A 26,943-nucleotide genomic window follows, 5' to 3' on the forward strand; every position below is an offset into this window, starting at 1 on the left:
AGAATCTCGCTTTAACTATGTGCTGCCGACGTGTTGTCCGCGGTGGCGGGCGTACCCGATTTGCCCGATGCGTCCGCAATACCTGGACTTTCGACCGGCTTGACGAGCGCGCCTGCGCGCGCCTTCTGCGAGCCCGCGACGATCACGCGATCGCCCGCCTTGAGGCCGCTCGTGACGAGCCAGTCGCTGCCTGATGCGGTGTCGGCGGTCACGGCGGTTTGCGCGACCTTGTTGTCGGCGCCGACGGTGAGCACGCTGGCCGAGCCGTCCGATGCACGCGAAACCGCGAGTTGCGGCACCGTGATCGCCTGCTGATTCACGCCTTCTTCGAGTCGCGCGCGCACGAACATGCCGGGCAGCAACACGCCGTCCGGATTCGGAAATACGCAGCGCAAGGTCACCGAACCGGTGGTGGCGTCGACGGTGATATCGGAGAACAGCAGCTTGCCGGGTTGCGCATAAGTGCTGCCGTCTTCCATCACCAGATGAACGACGGCGCCGTCCGTTCCCGACTGCTGCAATTGCCCGCTCGCGAATTCCTTCTGCAAGCGCAGCCAGTCGGCGGAAGAGCGCGTGACGTCGAGATACATTTCCGCGGTTGCTTGCACAGTTGCGAGCGCGGTGGTCTGTTCGGCGGTCACGAGCGCGCCTTCGGTCACGCTCGATTTGCCGATGCGGCCTGCAATCGGCGCCACGACTTTCGTGTAGCCGAGGTTGATCGCCGCGGTCTTCAACGCGGCGCGATCGGCGACCACGTCGGCTTTTGCTTCGTCCAATGCGGCGACGGCGTCGTCGTAGTCCTGGCGACTCACGCCCTGGATCTTCGAAAGCTCGGCGTAGCGCGCGGCCTTGGTCTGCGCGGCGCTGGCCGTCGCCACTGCTTTGGCCAGCGTGCCGACCGCCTGGTCGTAGGCGGCTTGATAACTGGACGCGTCGATCTGATACAGCACGGCGCCGGCCGCGACTTGCGAGCCCTCGGTGAACAGGCGCTTTCTGACGATGCCTTCAACCTGCGGCCTGACTTCCGCGACGCGAATCGCCGAGAGCCGCCCGGACAATTCAGTGCTCGACACGACGGTATGAGGCGTGATCGTTTCTACGCTGACTTCGGGAACCGACTGCATCGGCCCGTGAGACGCCTGTTCGCCGCAACCCGATAACATGAATGTGGCAGCGGCAACGGCCGCGGCAAGAAGCGTGAACGCCGGCGCGCGCCGCGACGGTTCGACCGCGATGGAGAGAGTGGGCATGCTGTGAGCATCCTTCGACTGGATTCGACCAAGGGCCGTCGGCATGCGCCGTTCGCTCGCGAAGAGCCCACGCAGCGCCGCGCCGGCGGCAAGATGGGGCCCAGCATAGAGAGCAGCGTCTTACGGTGGCTTAGACAGGGATTACGACGTGTAACGCAGCGAGGAGTAACAAGGTGCGGCGACGCGCCAGTTCGCGCAAGCCACTCGAACTGGCGACGCTGCCGTAATAAACTGTAAGCACGGTTAAGAACCCGAAACCGCCGGCGCCGCGCGATTCGATATATTTCGACGAGCGACAGGCGCGCGGAAACGCCGTCAGTCCAATGTCCTCATCGATCAGGGCCCAGCCATGTCAGACACGCCCATCCAGGTTTTACTGGTCGACGACGACGCCGACCTTCGCGACCTGCTCCGAACCTTCTTCCAGCAACGCGGTATCGAGATGTCCGTGCTGCACGACGCCAATCATCTGGCCCGCCGGCTCGAACGCGAGCGGCCGTCCATCATCGTGCTCGATCTGATGATGCCGGGCATCGACGGACTCAGCGCCCTCAAGCAATTGCGCGCCAACGGCGACACGATTCCCGTGATCATGCTGACCGCGCGCGCCGACGGCGTGGATCGCGTGGTCGGTCTCGAACTCGGCGCCGACGACTATCTCGGCAAACCGTTCATGCCGCAGGAATTGCTCGCACGCATTCATGCCGTGCTGCGCCGGCATGCGCAACCGGCGCCTGCCGCGGCAACGCCGGTCGAGAAGCGCGAGGCGCTGCGCTTCGGCCGCTTTCGGCTCGATTTCGCGAGCCGTACGCTGTTTCGCGACGACGAGCCGCTCAAGCTGACCGGCAGCGAATATGCGTTGCTTGAAGTGCTCGCCCTGCATCCCATGGAAACACTGTCGCGCTCGAAGCTCGTCGATCTGCTGCACGGCCCGTATTCAGAAGTGACCGAACGCGGTATCGACGTGCCGGTGTGGCGCCTGCGCCGTCTGCTCGAAGAGGATCCGGCCAATCCGCGCCTGATTCAGACCATACGCGGCACCGGCTACATGTTCGTGCCTGGCGGCAGCGACGATGACCAATCCCTTTAACACGCTGTTTGGCCGGCTCTCGTTGATGACGGTGAGCCTGATCGTGCTGGTGCACATCACCGCCCTGCTGCTCGTGGACCGTGAGCGCGGGCAGATCGATACGAGTCATGCGCGGCAGGCGCTGCTTCTGGCGGTCCAGGCCGAACACGACGGCGCACTGGCCGCGTCGCGCGTTTCGGCGATACTCGGCGTGTCGCATGTCAAGGCGGGCGATGTGATCGCGGCAGGCTGTCCCGCGCCATGTGAGAACACGTCGGGCCCGTTCGAACGGGATCTGCGCGCGAAGTTGCCGCTCGGTAGCCAGGTAGTGGCCGACGCCGATGACGGCACGGTGTGGGTGCACTACGCGGGCTACTCGGACTGGCTCAAACTGCAGAATTCGATGCTGCCGGCACGGCGCTTTCTCGGCGCATCGGCAACCATGCTGGTGCTCGCCGTGATCATCGCGTTGGCTGGCGCCTGGCATCTGCAGCGGCCATTGCATCGGCTCGCGCTTGCGGCGCGCGAATTCCGCATCGGCCATCGCGCGCCGGTCGTCGAGGCGAGCGGTCCGCGCGAGTTGAAGGAATTGATCGGCGACTTCAATCAGATGGTGCATGAGCTCGCGCAGGCCGACCAGGAACGCGCGGTGATGCTCGCTGGCGTGGCGCACGATCTGCGCGCGCCGATCACGCGCATGCAGGTGCGCGCGGATCTTCTGCCCGACGAAGCGAACCGTCGCGGCTTCTTGCGCGATGCGGAGTCGTTATCGCGGATCGTCACGCAGTTTCTGGATTTTGCGCGCGAGACCGCGGACTCCTCGCCGCGCACCAATGTCGACGCGCATTGCCGCCGGCATTACGGCGACAGTCTCGCCGACGATGCGCTCGTGCGTCTGAATCTGCACGCCGGCGACGGCTTCGAGTTGCCGCTCGTCGACCTTGACCGGATTCTGACGAATCTGATCGAGAACGCACTCACCTATGGCGAACCGCCGGTGGAAATCTCGACGTCACGGCATAACGGCCGCTTTACGCTCGAGGTGCGCGATCACGGCGGCGGCATTCCCGGCGGTCAGCTCGACCGCGCGCTGCAACCCTTCGTGCGACTCGACGAAGCACGCAGCGGCGATGCGCATTGTGGCTTGGGCCTCGCGATCGTTCGGCGTCTGGTGCGCTATAACAGCGGCGCTTTTCATGCGGATAATGCGGCCGACGGAGGGTTCGTGGTGTCGATGACGTTTCCGGGGTAGTTGCTCGTGTCATTGCGTAGATAAGCTGTTCGCACGATGGCCGCGCGTGAACTCACGCGCGGCGTGTATCGATCAGGCTCGAGCGACGTTGCCGGGTACGACGATCGCGCCATGAGGCCCATCGCCCCCACCGGGGCCGCCGCCACTGGGGCCTCCGTGACCCGGACCGCCGTCGCCCCAACCCGGAGGCGGTCCCCACCAGCATCCGCTCAAGGTTGCGCTCAAAGCGACCAGCGTCGCGATTGCCAATAACTTCTTCATGCTTTCTCCCTTCGATGAGTCTATGGTCACGCCACGTCGTCGTCCGTGTTTGGAGTGGCGACGTTGTGTGTCATGCGCAACTTATCAACCCGCGAAAGATCATGTTTTACGAAGCCGTTACAAGCTCGGTGGTGAATGGCGCTTGCCGCGAAACGCGTGAGCGCGTGTGTCGCCCGATGGCGCGGACGACGTGGCTTTTTGCAGCGTTGCGCGGGCGAGCCGATGCGTTCACGCTTTGTTTGTATATGGAAGAGGATGTAAGCAGATGGGCGGCATCGGCACTGCACCGATGCCCTTCGAGGTGAGGTGCTTGGGCGCTTGATGCTTCACCGTTGGCGCTATGAATTGAACTCCCTGGAAATCCTCACCTTATCTTCGGTGCGAATTCAGCACCGCGATGACTCACCTCCTGGAATCGCTCACCTTTGCCGGGTTATCTCCTGGAACAGCTCACCTTGACGTCTTTTGTTTTTGATCAAGGTGCGGCTCCCGCTCCTGGGACTGCTCACCTCTCAGCAAGTTTTGAGCTGTCTGTCTCCTGGAAAGCTTCACCGTTGAACGTGATGAAGTGATCTCCTGGAATTCCTCACCTTTGATCGTGGTGGTGCCGTCTCCTGGAATTCCTCACCATTCACCGGTGCGGCGCTATCTCCTGGAATTCCTCACCATCCTGGAACGGCTCACCTCAACGAGCGACCCTATCGGCAAGCCAGACGACTGCTCTGACTGCGGCGTCGAGTGCTTCTTCCTTCGAAGCAAACACAGCACCCGAATAGTATTGGACCGGCGTCCAGGCTCCGCCGTCTTCAGCATCGCGGCGAAACTCTTCGAATCCGTACGTGTTGTCTGAACGCAGGAACAGATCCACGCACCGGTTGTGCTCATCGTTTTCGATGCTGTCGAACACCAGCGAAGACTTGTCGATACGTGATGACATTGCGGATCTCCACTCGCAGACCGGATTCACACTTCGTCGTTGTCACGACTTGCTCGTCGGGATGCTATCACCGCAGGCGACTCCCTGTTTTCGGCCATCCGCAGACCATTCGTAGTCGGCCTTTTTAAGTGCCGGGATGCCCGGAAAGCGCCATGGGCCGCGCTCCCGTCCATTGTTCGGTTTGTAGCAACTGTGATTTCACGCTATCGGCATAGAAAAAAGATAGGCGCCATCTAAACTGCATCTTGTCAGCAGCGCGCGTCTCACCCGACTCGCGGTGCTCCTAAAAAAATCGCATTGGAGGTTCATCATGAAAACCAAACTTCTTGCAGCCTTGCTCGTCGCAGCCACTACCGCTTTCGCAGCTCCCGCATTTGCCAGCGGCTACGGTCCGGCGCCTTCGTATCGTCCGTCTGTCGGTGCTCCCGCTTCGCAGCGCGGCCAAAGCGCGCAAACCGTCGCAGCAGAACGCAACGACGCAGTCGGTTCAGTCAATAGTTCGTACGGTGGCGTCGTGACGTCGTCTTCGGAATCCGGCAGCCGTCAACCGGACCAGTCTTTTGGTCGCGTGTACGCAGGTCACTAATCTGAAGGTCGTGTGCGCAGCAAGGCGGTAGCGAGGTGTCGACATGTTGAAGATTATCGAAGGTGCAGCGGTTCTGGGTGCGCTGATGCTGTATCTGGCGCCCGCAATGATTGCGGACGCCAGAGAACGGAAAGACGCCTTTGCGGTGACCATGGTGAACATCCTGCTCGGATGGACGGTGATCGGTTGGTTCGCGGCGCTGATCTGGGCGCGGCATCCTGTGACCGATCGTCGTCTGAAGCATTTCACGAAGCGGGCGCAACGCGCAGTTGCGCGAGTCACTATCGATTCAATCGTCGCTCGGGCTGAGTGTCGCGGTAGTTCGATCCCGGCGTTGAATCCGCGTGTGGTGCCGATCGTTGCGCGTATTGCGGCGAGAAGTAGCCGCCGGAGTTAGTCTTCATGCGCGAACGGCTTCGTCGTCCGCCGAGCGCGTAAGTTTGGCCATGCCACCGCTCGTCATTGAGCTATTAGTCTTTTAGTGTGGTCGGCAGCCCCCGCACAACGGCTATAGCGGGGGTTGGCGTTGCAGTTTCCGGAAAGTTGATGGCGCCTCAGTCGTCACAAGGAAGATTGAAGTTGCCCGCCGTGCATTGCCGCTGATGTCGCCAAGGCCCGGTTACAGCCCCAGCAGCTTGGTTTCCAGGTCCAGCCGTTGTTTCTCGCGGAACTGGAGTTCGCTCCAGACGTCGTCATTAATTCGGTAGTTGCTCGATATCCCCGGAATGAGGGTTTGATAAGATTCCTTACCATTGTCCAGATTGACCGTCGCCTGCCAGACGGGCTTACCGCCGAGTGTTCGCACTTCGAGCCGGCTGGGACTGGTAGCGACCGCGTAAAAGCCGTCCGGGAAGATCCAGGCTGCATTTTTCGAAAGCAGCTCCTGAATTACCTGATTGGCGCTACGGTTTTGGTTTACGTAGTCGATAAAGTCCAGAAACTTGCCTTGGAAAGTTTCAATCAGCAGTTGCGTGAGAAACTGCGTCGTACCCGGCGGCAAAATGGAATCCGGATCCCGATCGAACTCGTACAGCTGTTCGCGCGTGCCGGCCGTGCTTTGCAAATGAGAGTTTTTGTTTGAGGCGGGCGGTGTGACTTTGTTGCCGCGTGGATCCGTCAGCTGCCAGCTTGACCTATATCCGGTGTCGTGGTCAGTGACAAAGGGTGTCGACACAGTCCTGCCGACAGTCAAGTATTTCCCGTCCTCGGCATGAACTAGATGGAACGGGTTATTGCCGGTGGACCGAAAAACACCGTTCAGGTTGTGTGAATCCGTGGGGATCGTGCCCACATAAAGGTAATTGTCGCGACCGACACGTAGGACCTTGTTGTAGTCGCTCGCAAAGTGGAAACGACCGTCCTCGCCCATTGTGAATTGCCTCGTGCTTCCCGATGTGCTGGAGGCGTAGGACTCGGAATAGACGTAGACGTTGTTCTGCCCGTCGGCATAAAGTATGTATGGCCATTGTCCGCCATAAGCACGCAGGGTCATCGCCCCGGGATAGTCTTTACCAGCTGACTGCCGGGCCGCCAGCCAATGGACTTTCTGCCTGGCGTTGAGATAAAACGTGGCCTGTGTCAGATTGGGGTTTTGCTTTGGGGCGACGCCGACTTGCTGTCCGTTGCGCGTGACCGGCGACGAGAACGGCTTGTAAGCCGGCTCCTGCCAGGCAGGGCTGCCCTTCGGGAAGCGGGCCAACTGAGGCTGCGCTCCGGCGGTTCGCGTCCGCCGGTACACGTCCCAGCGGAACGCTGGCTTGTATGTAAAGTTCGATAGTCCTCGTTTTTTTTGCAGGTCTCCCGTCCGCCACCAGCCCATTATCTGCGTATTGTCGATGTATCCCATTGCAGCGAATTCGCGGTTTTCTGGCTTGAGGGTGTGCCCGCCGAGACTGGCGTTCACACTCACCATATTGGGGGACGGCGCGATAGCGTATATGTAGCCATCAGCGGACTGACTCTGCTGGCGGCGGATGGCGGCCGATGGTGTTTCGAATGTTCCGAGGTAGCCGGCGCTGTCCGTCTCCCCTTCATGGGACGCGATGTCGAAATTGTGCATTTGCAGGTCGACGTCCCGCAGCGGTGTGTTTCCGGCACTGAAACCGCCTCTTTTTGCGACTTCGGCCGGCGTGTCCGTCGATGGACGAAAGAGCACCCATGGATCGGCGGTCGATTGCGAATCGCTCGAACGCTTTAACTCGACGTGCTGCGCAAAATTCTGAAGCGAAGGACGGTTGTCGGCCGGTGCGGCTGGCAGGTCCGCACGTGGTGGTACGAGCGGAGCAGCCGACGCCGGGGCGCCCATTGGTTCAAGTTGGGCCAGACTGACGTCTCGTGCGAGGTGCCTGTCGCCTGGCCTCACAATTTCGGCTTCGTGGGCGAACCACGTGGTCGTGGCGTGGTCGATTCCGCCGTCGGCGCTATATCCAGTAGCGTAGATGCGACGCAGAGCGGCAGACAGATCCTGAAAATTATTGTACGTATAGGTCCCGAAATTGGGATCGTAAAGCTCGTAGTGATCGCGCGCAACGTCAGCATCGACATGGAGCCGCTGCACGACGATCGGGCGGCTGGGCTCTCGTCTGGACGTTCCGGCGGCCTGCGAGTTCAGCGACAGATCGATGACCACGAAGTCGTTGCGCAATGGGGCACGTGCGCTGTCGCTCACGTAAGGTTCTCCAAAGTTTGTTCTCAGATCGCTGACGAGATCGTCTTCTGTTTTAATATTGTGCGAGCCGCTGTGCCGGACGTGATCCGTGAGATCGGTGGTCGAGGCCCCCTGAGAATACTGATGAAAGTGATTCGAACGCTCGACGAAATCCGCGCGTGCCCTCGCATCGCCCGGCAATCTGCGTAAGCTGTTCGTGGCGCCGCTGAGCGTTGCCACTGCCCCGTCTGCGACTTGCCGTAGCACAAAGGATCCCAAGCTCTCGGCCGGGCTACGGAGACCGGACCGCTCCGCGCCGCCCGGAAAGAGTCTATCAAGCGATAGTCCGTCTGAGGACGCTGCATGCCCTCGGTAGTTCAGATCTTCACAGTCGGGCTCGGGCGGTCCATAACCGGCGGTCCCCTGTCGCGCCTCGAGAACTTGCGCTGGCGTGTGGTTTGCGTGCGGCGTCGGTGAGTACACTTGCAGTCTGAGCGGCATGAGTTGATATTCGCTCCCCGTTCCGGAAGCGGGCAGCTCGTTGAAAGGGCTGCGGATCCTGAAGGCGGAATCCAGATACCGGTTTAACGCTTGTTCTGTGTTGCCCCAGTTCGCATATTCGAATGCGCCATTATTAGGATCGAAGATCGTGTAATGATTGTTCCGTCCCATCTGAATGAGAATTGCGTGCCCATAGTCCTTTTTATCAGTCGACGACTCCAGGCTCAGCTGGACATGCGCGATGTCGTTGGGATTGCGCAGCAAACTGTGCAGTTGGACGAGAAAGCGGCTGATCCGCACATCGCGCGGTTCGTTGCGGACCTTGAATGTGACCGACGGCCGCGGCGCGTAGTGGCTATAGCCAAGCGTAGTGCTGTCGGTCTGGAATCTCGCGATGCGACCGAACATCTCTTTGCGCGGGACCGAAGTACCGGTGTCTACGCGCATGTCGTGTACGGCAGAGCTTAGCGGCGACGAGGACGGATTCGAAGATCCAGTTGTCGTTGGCTGATCGCTCCAGGCGCGATCGATCCGGCGCATGGCCTCTCTAACCATTCCTCCGCATAGGCCGCCGCTCGCCTGTCCGCGGCTTTCCGGATAATCGCCTTGATCGAATCGTTCGGATGCAATGGCGTTCTGCGCCAACGCGTCGCCGCCACGATCCCTGATGCATTTGCTGGAAGCCGGACCGCGTTTGACCCGCCGCCCTTGATTGCCGGACTCGTCAGCGTGCTGGACGGCGGTTGGCATGATCGAGCCGAGATGGTCCTCATTTCCGGCGCTGACTTTCCCTGTTGCCGGAGCGGCTTCGCTGGGCAACGTGCTTACGTCGCAAGCGGCATAGGCGGACTGGCCGGCGTGTTGATTTGCGTTGCTATTCGTCATGACGTCTGCCGGAAGAGCGATTCCAGTCCGCCTGTTCGGCAGCGCCTCGTGGGTGTCGCCTGTATCGTTGGCGGTTCGCTGCAAGCGGTTGTCTGCGTTCTTCCGGCCGCGCATTGACCCGTTGCCGCGTGCGCCATTTGGGCTAACGGCGTGTACACGCCGTTGCCTGCCGCTGTCCTGGGCGGCGGCTGAACTGGACGCGGCGCTGTCGGCGTTCTGCTCATCGATTGATTGGTCGTTGCTGCCGCTGGTGAGGTAGCTTTGGTTGACTCCGGAGACGCGCATGTTCGATGCTCCTGGAAATGAAAAGCCAAGGGGTATTTCGGGGATCAGGAGATCCTTGCTGAAGATCGTAGGCATGACAGTTGGCCCCCTGGTGGTATCGGGGTATGGCATGTCGGAGTGGTCATCACGGGGTAGGAAGCATCGCTTGTCGGGCCGTTTCCACCGGTCACCAGGCGCGATATCTCAGCCAAACGGCATTCGGCCGTCGCCAGATTTCTTGCGCGCACGCGGGGCGCTTCGGCGCACTTGCGCTTGTTCGTATATGGAAGAGGACGCAAGAAGATTGAGGGGCGCGGTATCACGCCGCTCCTCTCCACTTCAGTGGTATGAGCTGCAGGGCAAAGGAGAGGGATATGTCACCGTCGGCAATCACGGCGAGGACTCCTGGAAATGCTCACCGTCGGCTCAGACAAGGTGCAGGTACGCTCGAATCCTGGTGATCTGTCACCTCCAGGAACGTCTCACCTTGCGGGCTGTGTGCCGCGAGTCGCGGTGCTGTCTAAACGCCTTAAACGCCTCGCTTTTACGGGATTCTCGATATCCTGCGCTGACGTGCCTTGCCTGCCGACGTTGCGGATTGCGAAAGAGAGAGTCGCCACTTATATGTCACGAATAGGGTCTCTCTGGAAAGTCGCAACTTACTTGTGAAGTGGCAATTCGGTTAGAACTTCACCTTCAACTGAAAGCCAATGGTGAACGGAAGATCATCCGATGGAATTGGCGGAATCACGATGAAGTTCGCGCCCACACGTTTGTACTCGAGCATGACGATCGGCGCGACCACCGGCCCGATCGTGTGGTCGCGGCCCAAGCCCCAGTTGCCGTAGTTATATCCCGAGATAATCCCGCCGATGGCCGCGATCCGCACAATGCCCCAGTGCGCGAATTCCGGCGCCCATACCCCACCACCGTAATAGGAAGGCCGGCGCAACGAGTTGCGAAAGCCGCCGGCAGTCAACGCCCATTGGTTATTGAGCCAGCATTCGACGCCGAGGCCCGGATTGAACTGCTCGAAATGCGTGTTCGGGTCGGGGTTGATGTGATACGAACCCAGCATGGCGTCGACCCATACGCCGCCCTCGCACCAGTTGCCGGCATGCGCGGCGGACGCAGCGGCGAAGCTGGCAACAAGCGCCACTGCGGTCCGTCGGATGTTCTTGTTGATCTGCCGAAAATGCATGTCCTCTCCGCCACCGGTCGAGCGCCGGCGTCATCTACGTTCTGATTTGGCTTGCTTGCCGTCCGTCGCGCACTGTACCTCAAGCCGCACACGCGATGTTGAGGACACGCTCGGGCGCGCGGGCACACGACGTGCCCGGTAGCGCAGACACAACAGTAACGGAGAACCGATGGCAGAGCGGTGAACGCGCATCACGCGTTCGCCCGCGGAAGGGTCAAAGACCGAGATCTGACAGGCTCGGATGGTCGTCGGGCCGGCGGCCGAGCGGCCAGTGATAAAGACGGTCGGCTTCGCGAATCGGCATATCGTTGATGCTCGCGTGACGGCGCGCCATCAGCCCGTGCTCGTCGAATTCCCAATTCTCGTTGCCGTACGAGCGGAACCAGTTGTTCGAATCGTCGTGCCATTCATAGGCAAAACGCACGGCGATGCGGTTATCGGTGAACGCCCACAGTTCCTTGATCAAACGGTAGTCGAGTTCTCTCGCCCATTTACGGCGCAACAAGCCGACAATCTCCGCGCGACCCTTCGTGAATTCGGCGCGATTGCGCCAGACGCTATCCACGGTGTACGCGAGCGACACCCGCTCGGGGTCGCGGGTATTCCAGCCGTCTTCGGCGGCACGCACTTTCTGGATCGCGGTTTCGCGTGTGAAGGGAGGCAGCGGCGGGCGGGTTTCGATTGTGTCGGCCATGATAGTTCCTCAGTCAGGGGTTGCGGTTCGCCGAGACGGCGGTCGTTTGCTTGGCGGTATGCCTGGCTCGCCCGCACATTCCGCGTCGAGCAGGACTTGGGCTGCAGCTTGGGCGTCTAGAGCGGCATCGGGCTCGCCGCTCACCAGCGCCACGGCAATGGCGCCGTCGAGCAGGATCAGCCATTGACGCGACAGGCGCGCCGAGCGACGGGTGTCGAGCTCCGACTCCGCCGCGAATGCATCGCATTCGGTTCGCACGAACGCCAGCAGGCGTTCCTTGTGATGGCGCGCGACGATCCGGATCGGGTCGTCCGCGGAGGCAATCTCACCGGACGCATTCAGAAACGCGCAGCCGTGAAAATCCTCCGATGCAAACCATTCGCGCAGCACTTCGAACATGCCGAGCAGGCGTTTGCGCGCCGTTTTGCCATGCCGTTGGGTGCCGGCGATGAACCAGTTCATCCAGCGCTCGTCGCGCCGGTCGAGCGCGGCCGCCACGAGCGCATCTTTCGATTCGAAATGCGTGTAAAAGCTTTTGCGCGCCGTGCCGGACTGCTTGACGATCGCGTCCACGCCCGTTGCGTGAATGCCGCCGGCGTAGATCAGCGCCTCAGCCGCGTCCAGCAGCCGCTCGCGCGCGCTGCCGGGTGTGACTGATTCAGTGTGAGTTTCGGTAGCCATGGACGAAGGGTAGAACGATCATTCTCCCTCGTCAAGTCTTTTGCGTTTTTGCAGCCGGAAGGTGCGAACTGCTATCTTGTGCACGATCGGTCAACGGGAACGAACTTCATGAGCACACTGACTCTCCGCGCCACGATCGCGCGCGCCTTGCTCAGCGCAACGCTACTGACAGCGACGGCCTGCACGCCTGTGCAAGTGCTTACGCACACGGTCAGCCAGAACGAGACGCGCGTGCCACCTGGCCGTTACGAAATCGATCCGGATCACTGCAGCATTACCTTCGACATCGATCACTTCAAGTATTCGCGCTTCACGGCGCGCTTCGATCGCAAGAAGGGAGAGCTCGACTGGAACGAAGGCGGGCTGGACAAGAGCACGGCATCGGTGACGATCGACGCCGCGAGCATCGATACGAATGTGCCGTTGCTGGACAAGATGGTGAAGAGCGGCAACATGCTCGACGTGGAGCGCTATCCGGAGATCCGCTTCGTCAGCACGCGTTTTGAGCGCACCGGTGAATCGCGCGGCACGTTGACTGGCGATCTGACCATTCGCGGCGTCACGCAACCGGTCACGCTCGACGTCACCTTCAACGGATTTGCCCCCGATCCGCTCACGAAAAAAGACACGCTCGGCTTTTCCGCTGAGGGCCATTTCAGTCGCGCGAAGTTCGGTTTGGCGACGTGGTATCCGGCCGTCGGCGATGATATTCATGTGCGCATTCAGGCCGAGTTCGTTAAAACGCCCGCAGGCGGGTGAGCGCGGTGCGGGCGTTTGGAACTGGGCGTTTGCGCTTTGCGCGCGTCAAGCATGTTCACCGCGTGTTAACTCACGCGGCCGTCCAGTCGAGAATCACCTTGCCGCTCTCGCCGGAGAGCATCGTGGCGAACGCTTCCTGATAATCGTCGACCTTGAAATGGTGCGTGAGGATCGGCGAGAGATCCAGGCCGCTTTGCAGCATCGCGACCATCTTGTACCAGGTCTCGAACATCTCGCGCCCATAAATGCCCTTGATTTCGAGGCCTTTGAAGATCACCTGGGTCCAGTCGATCGCCGTCTGCGCGGGCGGAATGCCGAGCAGTGCAATCTTGCCGCCGTGGTTCATCGCTTCGAGCATGCTGGTGAAGGCGCTCGGCACGCCGGACATTTCCAGCCCGACGTCGAAACCTTCGGTCATGTGCAGATCCGCCATCACGTCGCGCAACGATTCGCGCGAGACGTTGACCGCGCGCGTCGCGCCCATTTTGCGCGCGAGTTCGAGGCGATAGTCGTTGACGTCGGTGATCACGACATTGCGCGCGCCCACATGTTTCGCGATCGCCACCGCCATGATGCCGATGGGTCCGGCGCCGGTAATCAACACGTCCTCGCCGACCAGATTGAACGACAGCGCAGTGTGCGTGGCGTTGCCGAACGGATCGAAAATTGCGGCGAGGTCGTCGGAAATCTCGGGGGGAATCTTGAAGGCGTTGAACGCCGGAATCACCAGATACTCGGCAAACGCGCCTTCGCGATTCACGCCGACGCCCACGGTATTGCGGCACAAATGCCGGCGGCCCGCGCGACAGTTGCGACAGAAACCGCAGGTGATATGTCCTTCACCCGACACGCGATCGCCGATCGCAAAGCCGCGCACTTCCTGGCCCATTTCGACGATTTCGCCCACGTATTCGTGACCGACGTGCATCGGCACGGGAATCGTTTTTTGCGCCCAGTCGTCCCACTTCCAGATGTGAATATCGGTGCCGCAAATCGCGGTGCGCGTGATGCGGATCATCACGTCGTTGTGGCCGACTTCGGGTTTCTTGACGTCCGTGAGCGTGAGGCCGGGAGCGCGTTCGAGTTTTGCCAATGCTTTCATGTGCGCCTCCGTATTAAATGACGCCGAGTTCGCGGCCGACGCGCGCGAATGCATCCACCGCGCGGTCGATCTGTTCGGGCGTATGCGCGGCGCTCATCTGCGTGCGAATGCGTGCGCGGCCTTTCGGCACCACCGGGAACGAGAAGCCGATCACGTACACGCCTTCTTTCAACAGGGCGTCGGCCATTTTCGAGGCGAGTTGCGCGTCGCCAAGCATGACCGGAATGATCGGATGTTCGCCGGGCACGAGCGTGAAGCCGAGCGCGCTCATCTTGCGGCGGAAGTGCGCGCCGTTTTCGCGCACACGTGCGCGCAGTTGCGCGCCTTCATCGCTTGCCAGCAGTTCGAGCACTTTCAGCGAAGCGGCAGCAATGCTCGGCGTCAGCGTGTTCGAGAACAGATAGGGACGCGAGCGCTGCCGCAGCAACTCCACGATTTCCTTGCGCGCGGCCACGTAGCCGCCCGATGCGCCGCCCAATGCTTTACCCAGCGTGCCGGTAATGATGTCGACACGCGACAGCACACCACAATGTTCCGGCGTGCCGCGCCCATGTTCGCCGACAAAACCCACCGCGTGCGAGTCGTCGACCATCACGAGCGCGCCGTAACGGTCGGCCAGATCGCAGATGCCGGCGAGATTGGCGATGATGCCGTCCATGGAAAACACGCCGTCGGTCGCGATCAGCGAGAAGCGCGCGCCGGCGGCCTTCGCTTCTACGAGTTTCGCTTCGAGGTCGGCGAGGTCGTTGTTCTTGTAGCGAAAGCGCTTCGCCTTCGAAAGCCGCACGCCGTCGATGATGCTCGCGTGGTTCAGTTCGTCACTGATGATCGCGTCGTTTTCGTCGAGCAAAGTTTCGAACAGGCCGCCGTTTGCATCGAAGCAGCTGGAGTAGAGGATGCAATCATCGGTTTGCAGGAACGCGGCGAGCGCGTGCTCTAGATCTTTATGCACGGTTTGCGTGCCGCAGATGAAACGCACCGACGCCATGCCGAAGCCGTCGTTGTCGAGCCCTTGCTTGGCGGCGTCGATCAGCCGCGCGTCGTCGGCGAGACCGAGGTAATTGTTCGCGCAGAAGTTCAGCACGTCCGTGCCGTTAGCCAGACGAATGTCAGCCGATTGTGGGCTGGCGATCACGCGCTCGCTCTTGTAAAAGCCGTCAGCGCGAATCTGCTCGAGTGTGCCGCGCAGATGGGCGAGATAAAGGTCACGCATGAACCAGACTCCTGAGATGGGTGATAGCGCCTGTGTCAGCGTGTTCCGCATGTGCGACCACGAGGCGGCCTGTTATAGTCGGCTGTCAGTTTTATCGGATATTTTCGTTTTTCCGAACTAAAATCCGGTATGTCGAACAACTCTAAACGATGGGTCAGGAAATGGCAAGTTCGGGTATCCGCCGCGCCGCAGCCAACGCGGCGCCCACTTCAGGCGCAACGTCGGTGCCGGCAGTCGCGGCGCCGCCGCGCGTCGGCGAACAGATTCAGCGTTTGCGCGCCGAACGGCGCATGACGCTCGACGATCTGTCGCGCGCGGCCGGCGTGTCGAAATCGATGCTCTCGGAGATCGAGCGCGACAAGGCCAATCCGACCATCGCGGTCGCCTGGCGTCTGACCAACGCGCTCGGCGTCAGCCTCGACTCGCTGTTCGCGCCGCAAAAGACGCCGGAAGCGATCGCCGTCTCTGGTCCGCACGAGATTCCCACGTTGAGTGGACACGACGCCAGGTATCAGTTGCGCGTGTGGGGGCCGATCGAGTTGGCCGGCAAGTTCGAATGGTACGAGTTGACGCTGCAGCCGGGCGGGGCGCTGGTGTCCAATGCGCACGAACCCGGAACGCGCGAGCATCTGACCGTGCTGCAAGGGTCGATCGAAATCGAGGCGGCCGGCACGACGAAACGGCTGAAGGCAGCGGATACCGCGCGCTATGTCGCCGACGAACCGCACGCGATCCGCAACGCCGGAAAGGGCGAGGCGAAGGCGCTGCTAGTGGTGATTCACGGCTGATTGTTCGGCGCACCGTGGCTAGCAGTTGGCGGAATCGACACTTCGGCCGAGGTTGCATCCGACACTGTATATTTGTACAGTACAGGGTATCGACTGGAGCCGATCATGAACAACCTGACAACCGACTCGACCGACCACGCTCTGGCCGCGCTGCGCTATCAAACCGCGGCGCGCGATCTCGAACGCATCGTGCGCAATATTGCTGCGCGCTACATCGTTCAGCAGGTACCGCTCACCTGGCGTTTGCTGCATGCCATCGAAGCCGAAGCGCTGGCTGACCTCGGCTTTGCCAGTCGGCACGACGCAGTGATGCTGGGCCTTTTTCAACGGCCGTCAGATCTGCCGTATCCGGAAACGGACGAGGCGGTGGATTTCGGCACGTCCACGGCACTGCCGGCGGTGTTCGCGTTCGCGGTCAGTGCCTATGAAGAGGCGGCACGTCGCGCGGCGCGACCGTCGTCGGAGAACGCGCCTCTCAAGCGTGCACGCGCCTGGGGCGACTGACTGAAAAGCTGCATTTCCATCGGTTGCCACCTACAATACGTGCAACTAACAGAAAGATAACGTATGTCACCTCCTCACCTAACCGACCCGGTTCCACGTCCCGCGCCGTCCACGGATCTCTTCGATCAGCAACGTGAAGACTGGCGTCGCGACCCGCAAATCGCTTTCGACGCCTGGCTTGCCAAACAGAATTTCCGCCGTTCCTCCGCTGAGGTCTATCAGGCTCAATGGGGGCTTTTTCTGGAATGGCTGAGCGTGCGCCAGAAAAGTCTCGTCACGGTCGATGCTCACGCGATTGCCGAGTTCGTCGCGGGTCTCGACGTCAAAAAGACCCAAAGGGTGCGGTATTTACGACTGATCGAGCGGGTGCTCGATCATGTGCGCGAAATCGAATCCGCTTCGACCAATCCGGCGCGCTTCATTGCTCAGGATGGCGAAGCAGCGTGGCGAAACGCACGCGATAACGAGCCGACCGGGTTTCTCAACCACGCCGAACGAACGGCGCTGATCGCGCATCTGTTTTCGCCATTGCCGGAGTTGTCTGCCGCGCAACGTTGGAGGGAACGGCGTGACCGCGCTTTGATCGCTGTGTTTCTAGGTGGCGGATTGAAGACGGGCGAAGCCGCTGCGCTTACGGTTAGTTGCGTGAATGCCGGAACGCCCTTGGTGACGATCGAGTCAGCCAACCCGATGCTCACACGGCGCACCCGGCTCGCGCCGTTTGCCGCGGCCATTTTCGACGCGTGGCTTGCGGAACGGCGGTTGTCGGAACTGGCGGGCAATCTGGTGTTTCCCGCATCGCCTTCCGGAAGGCCCATGCATAAAGCGACCATGCTGCGCGCGGTCGACGCCTTGATCGACGGAGCCGAGATCGCCGAGTCGCGGGCGTCGCGTGCCAGTCCGCAAACATTGCGGAATACGTTCGCCGCGGATCTGTTCGAAAGCGGAGTCGAGGCGGAACTGGTCGGTCAATGGCTGGGATTTGTGCAGGCGGTGTCGGCGAACCGTTTGTATCGCGCGTGGCAAAACTGGATGGATCAGCAGGATTCTCCCGCCACCGACGTTCCGGATCCGGCGGTTCGGCCTTTGGCCGCACCTAGACGCGACGGGCGTTTGACGAGGAAAAGGGGAGCCAGCGAGTCCTGAAATTCCTCACCTTTCGAGTCCCGAATTTCCTCACCTTTGCCGATTTATCCGCTATTGCACCGCGTCAAACGTCATGCCGACGCCGCAATCGGGTCGCTCGACAGAAACCGGCTAACCGCCTCCAGCCTTGATTCACCTAGGCCCGACGAGTGATCGCACTCCGGACATTGCAGTTCGAAACGGTGATCCACTTGCGACAGTTCCGGCTCACCTTCCTCACATTTTGGGCACCGCAGCGGAAGGGCGACGTGACCATCCGCCGCCGTGCCGATCGCTTTTAGTTCGTCGCCTGTCAAGCGACCTGCTTCGACTAGCGAGCAGAGCAGACTCGCAATCGCCGGATCAATCCCTTGCTGAGCGCGCAGAACGGCGACTTCTTTCGTAAGCGCGTCCACTTCATCAGATTGCTCGCGCAGTTGGGCGTCGAGCCGGTCGCCGCGCGCCTTGGCCGCGGCGATTTGCTGAATAAACTCAAATTCCTTGCGGCTCGCGTCGCGCACCCCGGACTGATAAGTGGCCGCCATACTGCGCAATGAATCGAGTTCGACCAGCATCGGCTTGACACGCCGCTCGGCTTCGGCGACTGCGTCCTTGATCTGTTGCGCATAGTGTTCGGTGCTTTGGCGCAATTCGACGTGCAATGCATCGATCCGGTCCCGCAGCGTCGCGTTGTTCGCGAATTCGTTGTCGAGTCGCTGACGAAGCGCTTCGTTTTCGTGATCGAGCCGGCGTACCGTTGCCTGCAAACCTTCTTGGTGAGCATTTCCGTGTGTGGCCGCGCTCGACAACTCGGTTTCGAGTGCGCGAACACGCTCCCAAGCCGCCTCTGCTCGCAACTCGCTGCGTTTGATCGCGTCTTCCGAGGCCTGATGGCGAATTTCCGCTTCTCGAGCGCGTTGATCAGCGGCGGTGATTTGCGCACGAATTTCTTGGCGCTCGTCGTCGAGAGTGGTGCGCGCATGTGAAACGGCTTCTTCAAAAAGTGCGCCCAGCAATTCGCCGGCTCTGTCTTCAAGTGCTTTCGGGATAGCGCCCGCGCCGACTTTTACACGCGACACATTCCGGATGCGCTCCCAGAAGTGGTCGATGTCCTTTGGAATGTCGCTCGCGCTGCCGGTTTGGGTCAGATCACGAACCGCGGCCATGGATGGGCGAATGCCCAGATCAAAGAACAGCCGCTTGCAAGCGTGCAGCGAAAGTTCTTGTCGCCGTGCCCCGTTAGCTCGCAGCGCTTCAAGCTCGTTGCGAATGGATTGCCGTTCCTGATCCAGATTCATGTATACCTCGATGTCGCTCGAATTGGATGAATCATAACAATTTACGTACTGTTTGCTACGTATTTGTTGGTCCAAGATACGGAATGGAGAAAAGGGCTGTTTTGCTACCGAACGTGGGGCGGCGGATTTGTGCTAGCTGGTTTATTCCGTGAAACAAAACGAAGAATAGCTAATAAGGTCTTGTAAAGAAAGAGTTTTTAAAGACTTTCGGACGATCGCGCACTGTTTCACGAACGCGTCATTTTGGCGACTTGGGTTGAAGTCTCTGTCCGAAGGACGCGCGGGGGAAATTCTAGAGAGTAATAAAAGTAAACACCTTTGAACCCATGTTAAAAACGTTAACGCCACGGCAAAGCCTTATCTGGCAAGGGTTCCAGCGCGGTAAGGTGAAGCTTTGCGGGAGAGGTGGTGAGGTCTTGCGGGACTGTCGAGTGATGAGGTTCGGGGGCCTCGGTGAGCGGGTCCGGGACAGAACGTGAGCGGGTTCAGGAACCACCCCAAAAGTGCGGCTTGGCCAAAGGTGAGGTTTTGCAGGACCTGAATGCCTTGGATCGCCCGGCAGCACTCGAAAGTCAGTTCGAGGCCGGATTAGGGCGAAGGTGAGCGCTTTCGGGATGCGTTCGTCAGGCCATTTTCGACTTTATTTTGAGCTCGTTAACCCCTTTGGTGAGTCAAATCAGGAGAAAACGCTAGCCGAAGGTGAGGCTTTACGGGGCAGAGGTGGCGTTTTCGCCTCATTTTTGTGCATTTGACGCCTAAGGTGAGCGTTTTCGGGAGCGGGCTTGGGTTTCGGCCTGAATGCGGTGGTCGACTCAGATGACCTGGCCGATCGCCGCCGCCAAAGGTGAGGAAATTCGGGAGGTCAGGTTTTGGGCCGTCTGCCGTCCTTGAAATGCACCTGGTTTGGGTCAAAGGTGAGGTTTTTCGGGAGACGTTTAGGAGCTTGACGATCGTTAAGGTGAGAAAATACAGGACCAAAACGGCTTTCACTGGCCGGAAAAGCCCTGCTGGCGCTGCCGAATCCGTTCGCGCTTCAGGGTCGCAAAAATCCAACGGTGAGATTTTTCAGGACCATGGCGACTGCGATCAGAAATGCCCGGATTTGACTGAAACGGGCGTTAAGGTGAGACTTTTCGGGAGTATTGGCGGCTATGGTCGCGTTTTAAAGAATGCAAACCATTGAAATCATTGGATATTTTTCGATATTTTTGTAAAGGTGAGGTTTTTCGGGGGCTCATAACTGAGGTGATTGGGGACCCTCAGATGCCTCTATGGTGAGGTTTTTCGGGACTGATTTTCAGTGCTTTTGGAGCACCACACGGCTGAAGGCCGCGTCGTTTCGAGCGCTCCGCTAGCCTTAAGGTGAGGTTTTTCGGGGGCCGTGAGATAGGAGAGCCGAGCCCATCGGCTCAAGACGTCTTGGTCGGCACCATCTGTCGCCGTAGCACAAGTGGTAATTGCATCGATGCACGAACTAGGGCGTTGCCGATCTGGGCCGGGTACGCGGTTGGAAAGCTTGCGACGTCTGCAGTGAGAACGCTCCTGAGGCTGCATTGCGACTACGCGGGGGCCTTCGGGTGGGCGGGCCCATGAACGCAGGCTGCCGCTTGTACCTGTGCTTAGCGGGCTCTTCGCATGTCGTCGCACATATACGGGGGCGTTGCTCGTTAAGGTGGCATCGATTCGATGGTGCGCATGTCGGCGTCTCACGTTGCACCTGCACACCATTGCCCTCCTGCCAAATAATGCTTAAAACTTGTTCATCGATCTGATCGGCCGTATGAGCGCCTAGCCGGCAGCTGCACGCCCGTCAAAATTCACCAGATTTTTTTGAGGTGAGAAGATTCGGGATTGAATGGCCTGCCTTCGCGCTCGCACCAGAAATGCTCCGAATTTGCCAGGCCCGCGACCTGCAAGGACGGCCCGAACCTGGGACGAAACGGCTGAGGTGAGGGTTTTCGGGAGTTGCTCGAGGTGAGTTGCGCCTCGTAAACTCGCTTCACCCGCAACGGTGAGATCCACGCTATAGACGCGTATCACCGCAGCCGGTATGCTCTCGCCAAATCCCTCCTCGACCAGACGCATGGCCACGAAGCGCGCGAAGAAGACCGACGTAGTCAGCCCGAGCTCGGCCGAATTGCGCAAAGCCGTCGAGGCGATCGCGATTCAGCCCAAAAGCGGCAAAATCACGCTCCTTACCCGTAAGCTGTTCAACGTGCTCCTGGCCGTCGCTCAGCAAGCGGATGAATCTGGCGACACGTATCGGGCCTTGCTGTCCGACATCGTCGCGAACTCCGCGTTTGATTCCAACGACACCGCGCTCGTCAAGGAGCACTTGCGGCGCATGGTGTCGGTGCAGGTTGAATGGAGCACAGGCACGTCCAGTCAGAAGCCGGGCCGCAAATGGGGTATTTCCACGCTGATTGCCGACGCGGAAATTCTCGAAGACCCGACTACTCGGCGTGTCTGGGTGGAATTCTCATTTGCGCCGAAGATCAAGAAGAAGCTGCTCGATCCGGTCCAGTACGCCCGCCTGAGTCTCCAGTTCCAGAGCCAGTTGCGCAGTAGCGCAGGTCTCGCGCTGTACGAGATTTGTGTGCGCTATCTGACCAACCCGAGCCATCTGACGATGCGCGAGACGTGGGAATGGTGGCGCCCTATCCTCTCCGGCACGCCGGACACAGAGGCGGGCGATGAAGCGAAGCGCGAATATAAATACTTCAAGCGTGATTACTTGCGCCCGGCCATCGCCGAGGTCAACGCCGTCACCAACATCTTTGTCGAACTGATCGAACATCGCGAGGGGCGACGGGTCGCCGAGATCCAGTTCCGCGTGACCGAACGCAAGCAGCCGATGCTCGCGCTCGACGAACATCCGAACGTGTTCGACAGTACGCTGGTCGACCGGATGGTGAAGATCGGCATCCCGCTGAAAGAAGCGCAAACGCTCTACGCCGACAGCGAAGAAAATCGCATTCGGGCCGCACTCCAGATGACCGAGCAGCGTATGCGCAGCACGTCGTTGCCGCCGGTGCGCAGCGCGCCGGCGCTGTTCAAGGACGCATTGAAGAAAGGTTACGCGCCGCCGGTCGAAGCGCTGCCGTCGGGTAGCGGCGGCAAGGCCGCGGTTGCCGCGCCGGCCGACGACCTCAAGGCGCGCCTGCTTGGCGAGTACTCCGCGTTTCGTCGCAAGGAAGCTCGCGAGTTGTACGACGAACAAGGTGAGTCCGAGCGGAATATCGCGCGGCAGTCGTTTGAAGAAGATGAATTGCCGGGACTCGGCACTCACATGCGCGACGACTGGCGTCGTCGTGGGCTGGATTCGAAGATCGTCGAAACGGCATTCTTCGATTGGCTGGCTCGCAAGACCTGGGGTGAGCCTACAGACGGTGATCTGCTTGCCTTCACGCTGAGCCAATCGCGCGCGGCGTAATTCCTGATGGGGCGCGGCTATCGGCCGCCGCTCCGCCCCATCGCTCTACAGTCGTTCCTACTTCAACATCTTTTCAATCTGCCGAAGGATGTCGTCGCGCTTTTCGCGCGTGAGCCCCTTCAAGCGCAGTTCGATTCGATCATCCCCGTACGATTTGAGATCGCCGACTGACACGCCATCGAGTTTGATTTCCAGACGCTGAGCGTAGCGTTGCCGGCCCGCAGGTTTGGTGCTTTCCTGGCCGGTCGCTCTTCCTTTAACGATGTCCGCGACTTGCCGCGTACTCAGGTCGTCCGAGAGGATCTTGTTGATCAGGCGTAGCGTCGCGTCGGCGCCGCGGGCGGTGTGATAACGACCCACCTGATACGCCATGTTCGAGCCGAAGCGGTCCGGTCGCGCGACCATCTCGTGCATTACGACTTCAGGTAATTTGGCGATCGACAAGGCGACCGCAACGGTGGACTCGTCTAGCCCGAGGTGTTCGGCAAGTTCCTTCTGACTCTGGAAATGCCGGTCGTCGAGAAAGCGTTTCCATACGACCGCGTTGTCGAACACCGTCTGCGAATCGCGCTGGACGTTGAGGTCGTAGCCGAGTTTGTAGCTCTGGATACCGATCGGCAGATCAATGACGATCGCCTTCACCGTTTCCTTGTTCGCCTCTTTCAGCGCCCGTACCCGCCGGCCGCCATCGCTAACGTAGTAGGTGCCGGGATTGTCGTAATCCGGGATAACGTGAATCGCCTGTTGCTGCCCCTGCTTGGCCAGATTGACAGCGAGCTCGGCGATCGACGACTTCAGATAGAAATGTCGCGGATTGAACGGGCTCGGCTTGATCGTCTTGAGCGCCAGCTCGATGACCTGGCCTGGCCGGTAGCCGTGCTCGTTCCGCCACGTGCGATAGGCCGCCGACTCATTGGCTGCGTCAGCGGCGTCGACTTCGGCAACGCTCTGCGACGGCGCGACGGGCGCGATGGTGCGCCTCACCGCCTCGCTAGTCTTTGGATCATTCTTGACCAGGCCGTCGATGGCGTTCAGTCGATCGAGCGCGGTTCGCTTTTCGCTGCTGGTTGAGTCAGGACGTGCTTGAAAGCCTTTGGCGAATTGGGAGGGTTTCATTCAGGGTCCTTTATGCGCATAAATTTCACGGGAGCAAGGCGGCGATCTCATTCGCGCACGCCCGTACTTCGATGGCGGCCAATTTGGCGCCGCGATCATTCATTTGAAGCACTGTTTGTCCTAACGCCATGGCCTGCTTGTAGGCCTCGCGTGTTGGGATCTGTGTCTTGAGCAGCGGGAACCCGAGCTCTTCCAACGCGCGCTTCAGTTCGCGCGTAAGCATCCGTTTTTCTTCGGTCTTATTGAGCAGGAAGACCGCACGAAGATCCTCATTCATCACCTGAGCCTGCTGGACGAGCTTCACCAATCCGATGCTCGACCAATAGTCGGCGGGCGATGACGATGTCGGGATCACCGCGACGCTTGCGGCGAGAAGGACGACGCCGGAGACTTTCTCGGTGATAGAAGGCGGGCAGTCGACGACGATGATGTCGTAGTCGGACACGAACTTCTTGATCTCGCGATGGATCTGGCTGCCTGCTTCGGAGAGGTTGACGACGGGAAAAGGGATACCCGTGTCGCCGTCTGATGACGCACTGGCCCAGTGGATCAGCGTGTTTTGACCGTCTGCGTCCACGACGAGGACGCGTTTGCCTTTCTCATGAAACGCAGCGCCGAGGTGCATCGCGATTGTGCTCTTCCCGACCCCGCCCTTTTGCTGAGTTACCGCGATGATTTCTGCTGCCAATCTTCACCTCCTCTTTTAGACGCAGATGGATTTTACCTGGATGAATTTGTATTTCAATCGTTTTGTGTAAACACGAGACGGATTAGCCGTTCGGGATAGGTTTATGCGCATAAAGGACGCGGACGCTGCTGCGGGACGCTGCCGTGGCTAAGAAAGGCTGCGGAGCGCGATGTGTTGGCTGACCGGTTTGGGCGTGCGTGCTCCAGTGGCTCAAAGTGGCAGCGAATTGACAACTGCTTCAGCGCTCAAAGGCTCCAAGAGGTTTGGTGAGTGCGGCGTCAATTCGAGCGGGATTTGCCGTGTCGGATCGCTGTATCTAACAGCGCAGACGTCGTTGGCTACGTGGCGTGCGTCGGCGGTGGACGCGCGATAGGTCGATGAAACGGGCCGCGAGATTTATGCGCATAAAGTCGTCGCAGCAGGGCCCGTTGTTATAACGTTGCCAGAGCGAGCCGGCCGGTAGCTTAGTGAGTCGAAGCAGTGAGCCGGGAGTCGGGAGTCGGGAGCCGGGAGCCGGGAGCCGGGAGCACCAGATACACCCACGAGCGCGGAGTACGCTCGTAGACGGCGTGCGTAGATTGGAGACCGCGGCGCTTGAGGAGCAGGCTGTCGCTAAATGCAAGTCGCACGGTTTATGCGCATAACCCGCGAAATCGAGCCACCAAGGACTGTGGCGCGGTTCAACACTCAACCGCCTAGCCAACCCATTGGACCACCGTTCGCCCTCGCCGGCAGTTCATGGATCTGCGCCTTGGCGCCCCCGCTTTTCGGACGCTCGCCACGCATGGCACGTGATCGATAAGGCCCGAGCATGACCGGCCGCGCCCAATACCATGTCGTAGACGGGCAATAAACTCGGGAATGAACGAACAGAAAAATACCTCATCACCGCAGAAGCCGGCCGGGCGTGGACACCACGCGTGCCGCGCGATTACACAAGCGTTTCCCCTCTCGAACGGACCCATATCCACTGCGTACCGATCAACCCAGCAAATACATAACGCTCTACAGCAACGCATCAACCAACCGACTCCGCACCCGCTAAAATCCTACCCAACTGCCGCCGTATCCGCCCGCATCGAAACCACACCCACCACCCCCAAACCCATGATCACGATCTACCACAACCCCCGTTGCTCAAAATCGCGCGCCACATTCGAGCTAATCACCACCACCTACAACAGCGCGAACGAAGCCACAGAAATCGTCGAATATCTGAACCATCCACTCACGGCCGAACAACTCAAGCAACTCAACGCGCAACTAGGCTGCACCGTCCGTGAAATGATTCGCGACACCGAAGCCGAATACAAGGAACTCCAGCTTTCCGACACCGCATGGACTGACACTCAGTTATACGAAGCTTTGGCAAAACATCCGATCCTTCTGCAGCGGCCGATCGTCGTGCGAAACGGGCGAGCCGTAATCGGCCGCCCGCCGGAAAACGTCGCCGCGTTATTCGCCTGAATGGCGTAACGAAGCGCTCAAATCGAAGCAGAGTATCTAGCCAGCAAACTAGACTTTGCTACCCGGCAACGCCGCATCCTTGGTAACGATCTTCGTCGGAATGATGCGCAACTCGCTGAAGGTATCGGCGATACGTTGCTGTTCCGCAAGCACATTCGCATCGACGGGTTTGTACACGTGCGCGTAGTGCCGCAAACCCGCTTCGATCACGCCCGCGTCGAGTCCCTGAATCGGCGCGAGTTGCGCGGCGGCCTCGCTGTAATGCCCGCGAACCCATGCGCCTTCTTTGCCCACTTCATCCATCGTGATGGCGAGCACATCGGCGTTCTGTTCCGCGAACGACCGCGCACTCAGGAAGAACTGGTGATGGCTCACAATGCCGTCGGCATCCGCAAGCAAGCGCGCGTTCGACTGCCGCTTCGCCGCTTCGAGGAACGGATCCCAGATCGCCCATGCATCGATCGCACCGCGTTCGAAGGCGGCGCGTGCATCCGCTGGCGCCAGATAGACTGGCTGAATCTCGCTGTACTTCACGCCGGCTTTCTGTAGCGCAGCGACCAGAAACCAGTGAACATCCGAACCTTTGTTGAAGGCGATTTTCTTGCCCTTCAGATCGGCCAGCGTTTTGATCGGCGCATCCTGATGCACGAGGATGCCTTCGGCATGCGGCGTCGGGACCTCGTAGGCGACGTAGACGAAGTTCGCGCCGGCGGCCTGCGCGAACACGGGCGGCGCCTCGCCGACATAGCCGAAGTCGATGGCGCCGACATTCATTCCCTCCAGCAACTGCGGTCCGGCAGGAAACTCGGTCCATTTGACGGTGATGCCGAGCGGCGCGAGCCGTTTTTCGAGTGTACCGTGCGCCTTGAGCAACACGAGCGTGTTGGCGGCTTTCTGGTAACCGATGCGGAATTCCTTGGCATGCGCCTCGGCGGCAAAAGCGGACGTGGAAATGACGGGCAGCGTGGCGGCGGCGAGCGTTGCGCCCACGCCGGCAATGAATGCGCGGCGCGTGAGCAGCGGATGACGTGACATGAGAGGGCTCGTAAAAAAAGACGGACGCAAAACGGACCGATTGGCTCCGACGATAATTCGTCTGCAAGCCTGGACGAACCGATAGATTCGCATAAGCAAATCACGCGGATAAAACGAAGCAGGACGGTCTGCGTTTTGCCCGCCTAACTGCGTCGAATCTGAAGCGGCCGCTACAATTCGTGATCCG

General features: G+C 60.1%; 22 protein-coding genes. 10 read left to right on the forward strand and 12 right to left on the reverse strand.

The window, feature by feature from the left end; all coding sequences use genetic code 11:
- Window positions 1-11: 11 nt before the first annotated feature.
- On the reverse strand, window positions 12-1,250 hold the full coding sequence (locus tag PQR54_RS13300; protein ID WP_408246300.1) for an efflux RND transporter periplasmic adaptor subunit: 1,239 nt from the start codon (window positions 1,248-1,250) through the stop codon (window positions 12-14).
- A gap of 349 nt (window positions 1,251-1,599) precedes the next feature.
- Between PQR54_RS13300 and PQR54_RS13305 the strand changes: the two genes are divergently transcribed.
- Together PQR54_RS13305 and PQR54_RS13310 are read left to right on the forward strand one after the other, a co-directional pair.
- Window positions 1,600-2,340 carry a response regulator gene (locus PQR54_RS13305; RefSeq protein WP_106299655.1) on the forward strand — a complete coding sequence of 247 codons (741 nt, stop codon included), beginning with the start codon at window positions 1,600-1,602 and terminating at the stop codon, window positions 2,338-2,340.
- The gene (locus PQR54_RS13310) at window positions 2,324-3,571 is read left to right on the forward strand and encodes an ATP-binding protein (RefSeq protein WP_408246303.1); all 1,248 of its coding nucleotides are present in this window, start codon (window positions 2,324-2,326) and stop codon (window positions 3,569-3,571) included. Before PQR54_RS13305 ends, PQR54_RS13310 begins: the two co-directional genes overlap by 17 nt.
- 946 nt (window positions 3,572-4,517) lie before the next feature.
- On the opposite strand, the gene PQR54_RS13315 is transcribed toward PQR54_RS13310, so the two are convergent.
- Window positions 4,518-4,769: a hypothetical protein gene (locus tag PQR54_RS13315; protein WP_408246305.1), complete on the reverse strand. Its 252-nt coding sequence runs from the start codon at window positions 4,767-4,769 to the stop codon at window positions 4,518-4,520.
- 310 nt (window positions 4,770-5,079) lie between these two features.
- Here PQR54_RS13315 and PQR54_RS13320 point away from each other — a divergent pair, with 310 nt between their 5' ends.
- Together PQR54_RS13320 and PQR54_RS13325 are read left to right on the forward strand one after the other, a co-directional pair.
- Window positions 5,080-5,355 carry a hypothetical protein gene (locus PQR54_RS13320; RefSeq protein WP_408246307.1) on the forward strand — a complete coding sequence of 92 codons (276 nt, stop codon included), beginning with the start codon at window positions 5,080-5,082 and terminating at the stop codon, window positions 5,353-5,355.
- Window positions 5,356-5,398: 43 nt separating this feature from the next.
- Window positions 5,399-5,752: a superinfection immunity protein gene (locus PQR54_RS13325; RefSeq protein ID WP_408246309.1), complete on the forward strand. Its 354-nt coding sequence runs from the start codon at window positions 5,399-5,401 to the stop codon at window positions 5,750-5,752.
- Window positions 5,753-5,974: 222 nt separating this feature from the next.
- Here PQR54_RS13325 and PQR54_RS13330 read toward each other — a convergent pair whose 3' ends face one another.
- The 4 genes from PQR54_RS13330 to PQR54_RS13345 all read right to left on the reverse strand — a co-directional run bounded on the left by PQR54_RS13330 (window position 5,975) and on the right by PQR54_RS13345 (window position 12,228).
- Window positions 5,975-9,748 carry an enterotoxin A family protein gene (locus tag PQR54_RS13330; protein ID WP_408246311.1) on the reverse strand — a complete coding sequence of 1,258 codons (3,774 nt, stop codon included), beginning with the start codon at window positions 9,746-9,748 and terminating at the stop codon, window positions 5,975-5,977.
- A 586-nt stretch (window positions 9,749-10,334) separates the two neighbouring features.
- Complete coding sequence (locus PQR54_RS13335) at window positions 10,335-10,853, reverse strand: hypothetical protein (protein WP_408246313.1); 519 nt, start codon at window positions 10,851-10,853, stop codon at window positions 10,335-10,337.
- Between the two features lie 214 nt (window positions 10,854-11,067).
- Window positions 11,068-11,547, reverse strand: a complete 480-nt coding sequence (locus PQR54_RS13340; RefSeq protein ID WP_408246315.1) for a nuclear transport factor 2 family protein — start codon at window positions 11,545-11,547, stop codon at window positions 11,068-11,070.
- A 9-nt stretch (window positions 11,548-11,556) separates the two neighbouring features.
- Window positions 11,557-12,228, reverse strand: coding sequence for a TetR/AcrR family transcriptional regulator (locus PQR54_RS13345; protein ID WP_408246317.1), 672 nt, complete (start codon window positions 12,226-12,228; stop codon window positions 11,557-11,559).
- A gap of 108 nt (window positions 12,229-12,336) precedes the next feature.
- Here PQR54_RS13345 and PQR54_RS13350 point away from each other — a divergent pair, with 108 nt between their 5' ends.
- Window positions 12,337-12,987, forward strand: a complete 651-nt coding sequence (locus PQR54_RS13350; protein ID WP_408246319.1) for a YceI family protein — start codon at window positions 12,337-12,339, stop codon at window positions 12,985-12,987.
- 70 nt (window positions 12,988-13,057) lie between these two features.
- Here the strand turns inward: PQR54_RS13350 and tdh are convergent, their stop codons facing one another.
- A complete protein-coding gene (gene tdh / locus PQR54_RS13355) occupies window positions 13,058-14,089 on the reverse strand; it encodes an L-threonine 3-dehydrogenase (RefSeq protein ID WP_012428787.1) in 1,032 nt (343 codons plus the stop codon).
- 13 nt (window positions 14,090-14,102) lie between these two features.
- Window positions 14,103-15,302, reverse strand: a complete 1,200-nt coding sequence (locus PQR54_RS13360; RefSeq protein ID WP_408246321.1) for a glycine C-acetyltransferase — start codon at window positions 15,300-15,302, stop codon at window positions 14,103-14,105.
- 149 nt (window positions 15,303-15,451) lie between these two features.
- Between PQR54_RS13360 and PQR54_RS13365 the strand changes: the two genes are divergently transcribed.
- The 3 genes from PQR54_RS13365 to PQR54_RS13375 all read left to right on the forward strand — a co-directional run bounded on the left by PQR54_RS13365 (window position 15,452) and on the right by PQR54_RS13375 (window position 17,740).
- Window positions 15,452-16,090, forward strand: a complete 639-nt coding sequence (locus PQR54_RS13365) for a helix-turn-helix domain-containing protein (protein WP_408246323.1) — start codon at window positions 15,452-15,454, stop codon at window positions 16,088-16,090.
- Window positions 16,091-16,195: 105 nt separating this feature from the next.
- A complete protein-coding gene (locus PQR54_RS13370) occupies window positions 16,196-16,594 on the forward strand; it encodes a DUF2471 domain-containing protein (protein ID WP_408246325.1) in 399 nt (132 codons plus the stop codon).
- A 63-nt stretch (window positions 16,595-16,657) separates the two neighbouring features.
- Window positions 16,658-17,740, forward strand: coding sequence for a tyrosine-type recombinase/integrase (locus tag PQR54_RS13375; RefSeq protein WP_408246327.1), 1,083 nt, complete (start codon window positions 16,658-16,660; stop codon window positions 17,738-17,740).
- 71 nt (window positions 17,741-17,811) lie between these two features.
- On the opposite strand, the gene PQR54_RS13380 is transcribed toward PQR54_RS13375, so the two are convergent.
- Complete coding sequence (locus PQR54_RS13380) at window positions 17,812-19,017, reverse strand: DNA-binding protein (protein WP_408246329.1); 1,206 nt, start codon at window positions 19,015-19,017, stop codon at window positions 17,812-17,814.
- Between the two features lie 2,083 nt (window positions 19,018-21,100).
- Between PQR54_RS13380 and PQR54_RS13385 the strand changes: the two genes are divergently transcribed.
- Window positions 21,101-22,450 (forward strand): replication initiation protein, encoded by a 1,350-nt coding sequence (locus PQR54_RS13385; protein WP_408246331.1) that lies wholly within the window; start codon window positions 21,101-21,103, stop codon window positions 22,448-22,450.
- 57 nt (window positions 22,451-22,507) lie between these two features.
- On the opposite strand, the gene PQR54_RS13390 is transcribed toward PQR54_RS13385, so the two are convergent.
- The gene (locus PQR54_RS13390; protein ID WP_408246333.1) at window positions 22,508-23,566 is read right to left on the reverse strand and encodes a ParB/RepB/Spo0J family partition protein; all 1,059 of its coding nucleotides are present in this window, start codon (window positions 23,564-23,566) and stop codon (window positions 22,508-22,510) included.
- A 25-nt stretch (window positions 23,567-23,591) separates the two neighbouring features.
- Window positions 23,592-24,254 carry a ParA family partition ATPase gene (gene parA, locus PQR54_RS13395; protein ID WP_012428795.1) on the reverse strand — a complete coding sequence of 221 codons (663 nt, stop codon included), beginning with the start codon at window positions 24,252-24,254 and terminating at the stop codon, window positions 23,592-23,594.
- Window positions 24,255-25,361: 1,107 nt separating this feature from the next.
- On the opposite strand from parA, the gene arsC reads away from it, so the two are divergent.
- The gene (arsC, locus tag PQR54_RS13400; protein ID WP_408247150.1) at window positions 25,362-25,721 is read left to right on the forward strand and encodes an arsenate reductase (glutaredoxin); all 360 of its coding nucleotides are present in this window, start codon (window positions 25,362-25,364) and stop codon (window positions 25,719-25,721) included.
- A gap of 48 nt (window positions 25,722-25,769) precedes the next feature.
- Here arsC and PQR54_RS13405 read toward each other — a convergent pair whose 3' ends face one another.
- A complete protein-coding gene (locus tag PQR54_RS13405; RefSeq protein ID WP_408246335.1) occupies window positions 25,770-26,756 on the reverse strand; it encodes a sulfonate ABC transporter substrate-binding protein in 987 nt (328 codons plus the stop codon).
- Between the last annotated feature and the right edge of the window lie 187 nt (window positions 26,757-26,943).

Source organism: Paraburkholderia phytofirmans, assembly GCF_046028095.1.
GTDB classification, from domain to species: Bacteria; Pseudomonadota; Gammaproteobacteria; order Burkholderiales; family Burkholderiaceae; genus Paraburkholderia; species Paraburkholderia phytofirmans_A.

Excerpts from the sequence above, each read along its gene's own strand:
- PQR54_RS13405 (WP_408246335.1), bottom strand. The coding sequence starts at position 26,756 with ATGTCACGTCATCCGCTGCTCACGCGCCGCGCATTCATTGCCGGCGTG.
- PQR54_RS13350 (WP_408246319.1), top strand. The coding sequence starts at position 12,337 with ATGAGCACACTGACTCTCCGCGCCACGATCGCGCGCGCCTTGCTCAGC.
- PQR54_RS13325 (WP_408246309.1), top strand. The coding sequence starts at position 5,399 with ATGTTGAAGATTATCGAAGGTGCAGCGGTTCTGGGTGCGCTGATGCTG.
- PQR54_RS13390 (WP_408246333.1), bottom strand. The coding sequence starts at position 23,566 with ATGAAACCCTCCCAATTCGCCAAAGGCTTTCAAGCACGTCCTGACTCA.
- PQR54_RS13360 (WP_408246321.1), bottom strand. The coding sequence starts at position 15,302 with ATGCGTGACCTTTATCTCGCCCATCTGCGCGGCACACTCGAGCAGATT.
- PQR54_RS13305 (WP_106299655.1), top strand. The coding sequence starts at position 1,600 with ATGTCAGACACGCCCATCCAGGTTTTACTGGTCGACGACGACGCCGAC.
- PQR54_RS13340 (WP_408246315.1), bottom strand. The coding sequence starts at position 11,547 with ATGGCCGACACAATCGAAACCCGCCCGCCGCTGCCTCCCTTCACACGC.
- PQR54_RS13335 (WP_408246313.1), bottom strand. The coding sequence starts at position 10,853 with ATGCATTTTCGGCAGATCAACAAGAACATCCGACGGACCGCAGTGGCG.
- PQR54_RS13320 (WP_408246307.1), top strand. The coding sequence starts at position 5,080 with ATGAAAACCAAACTTCTTGCAGCCTTGCTCGTCGCAGCCACTACCGCT.
- PQR54_RS13330 (WP_408246311.1), bottom strand. The coding sequence starts at position 9,748 with ATGCCTACGATCTTCAGCAAGGATCTCCTGATCCCCGAAATACCCCTT.
- PQR54_RS13300 (WP_408246300.1), bottom strand. The coding sequence starts at position 1,250 with ATGCCCACTCTCTCCATCGCGGTCGAACCGTCGCGGCGCGCGCCGGCG.
- PQR54_RS13310 (WP_408246303.1), top strand. The coding sequence starts at position 2,324 with ATGACCAATCCCTTTAACACGCTGTTTGGCCGGCTCTCGTTGATGACG.
- PQR54_RS13385 (WP_408246331.1), top strand. The coding sequence starts at position 21,101 with ATGGCCACGAAGCGCGCGAAGAAGACCGACGTAGTCAGCCCGAGCTCG.
- PQR54_RS13370 (WP_408246325.1), top strand. The coding sequence starts at position 16,196 with ATGAACAACCTGACAACCGACTCGACCGACCACGCTCTGGCCGCGCTG.
- tdh (WP_012428787.1), bottom strand. The coding sequence starts at position 14,089 with ATGAAAGCATTGGCAAAACTCGAACGCGCTCCCGGCCTCACGCTCACG.
- PQR54_RS13380 (WP_408246329.1), bottom strand. The coding sequence starts at position 19,017 with ATGAATCTGGATCAGGAACGGCAATCCATTCGCAACGAGCTTGAAGCG.
- PQR54_RS13365 (WP_408246323.1), top strand. The coding sequence starts at position 15,452 with ATGGGTCAGGAAATGGCAAGTTCGGGTATCCGCCGCGCCGCAGCCAAC.
- PQR54_RS13345 (WP_408246317.1), bottom strand. The coding sequence starts at position 12,228 with ATGGCTACCGAAACTCACACTGAATCAGTCACACCCGGCAGCGCGCGC.
- arsC (WP_408247150.1), top strand. The coding sequence starts at position 25,362 with ATGATCACGATCTACCACAACCCCCGTTGCTCAAAATCGCGCGCCACA.
- PQR54_RS13375 (WP_408246327.1), top strand. The coding sequence starts at position 16,658 with ATGTCACCTCCTCACCTAACCGACCCGGTTCCACGTCCCGCGCCGTCC.
- PQR54_RS13315 (WP_408246305.1), bottom strand. The coding sequence starts at position 4,769 with ATGTCATCACGTATCGACAAGTCTTCGCTGGTGTTCGACAGCATCGAA.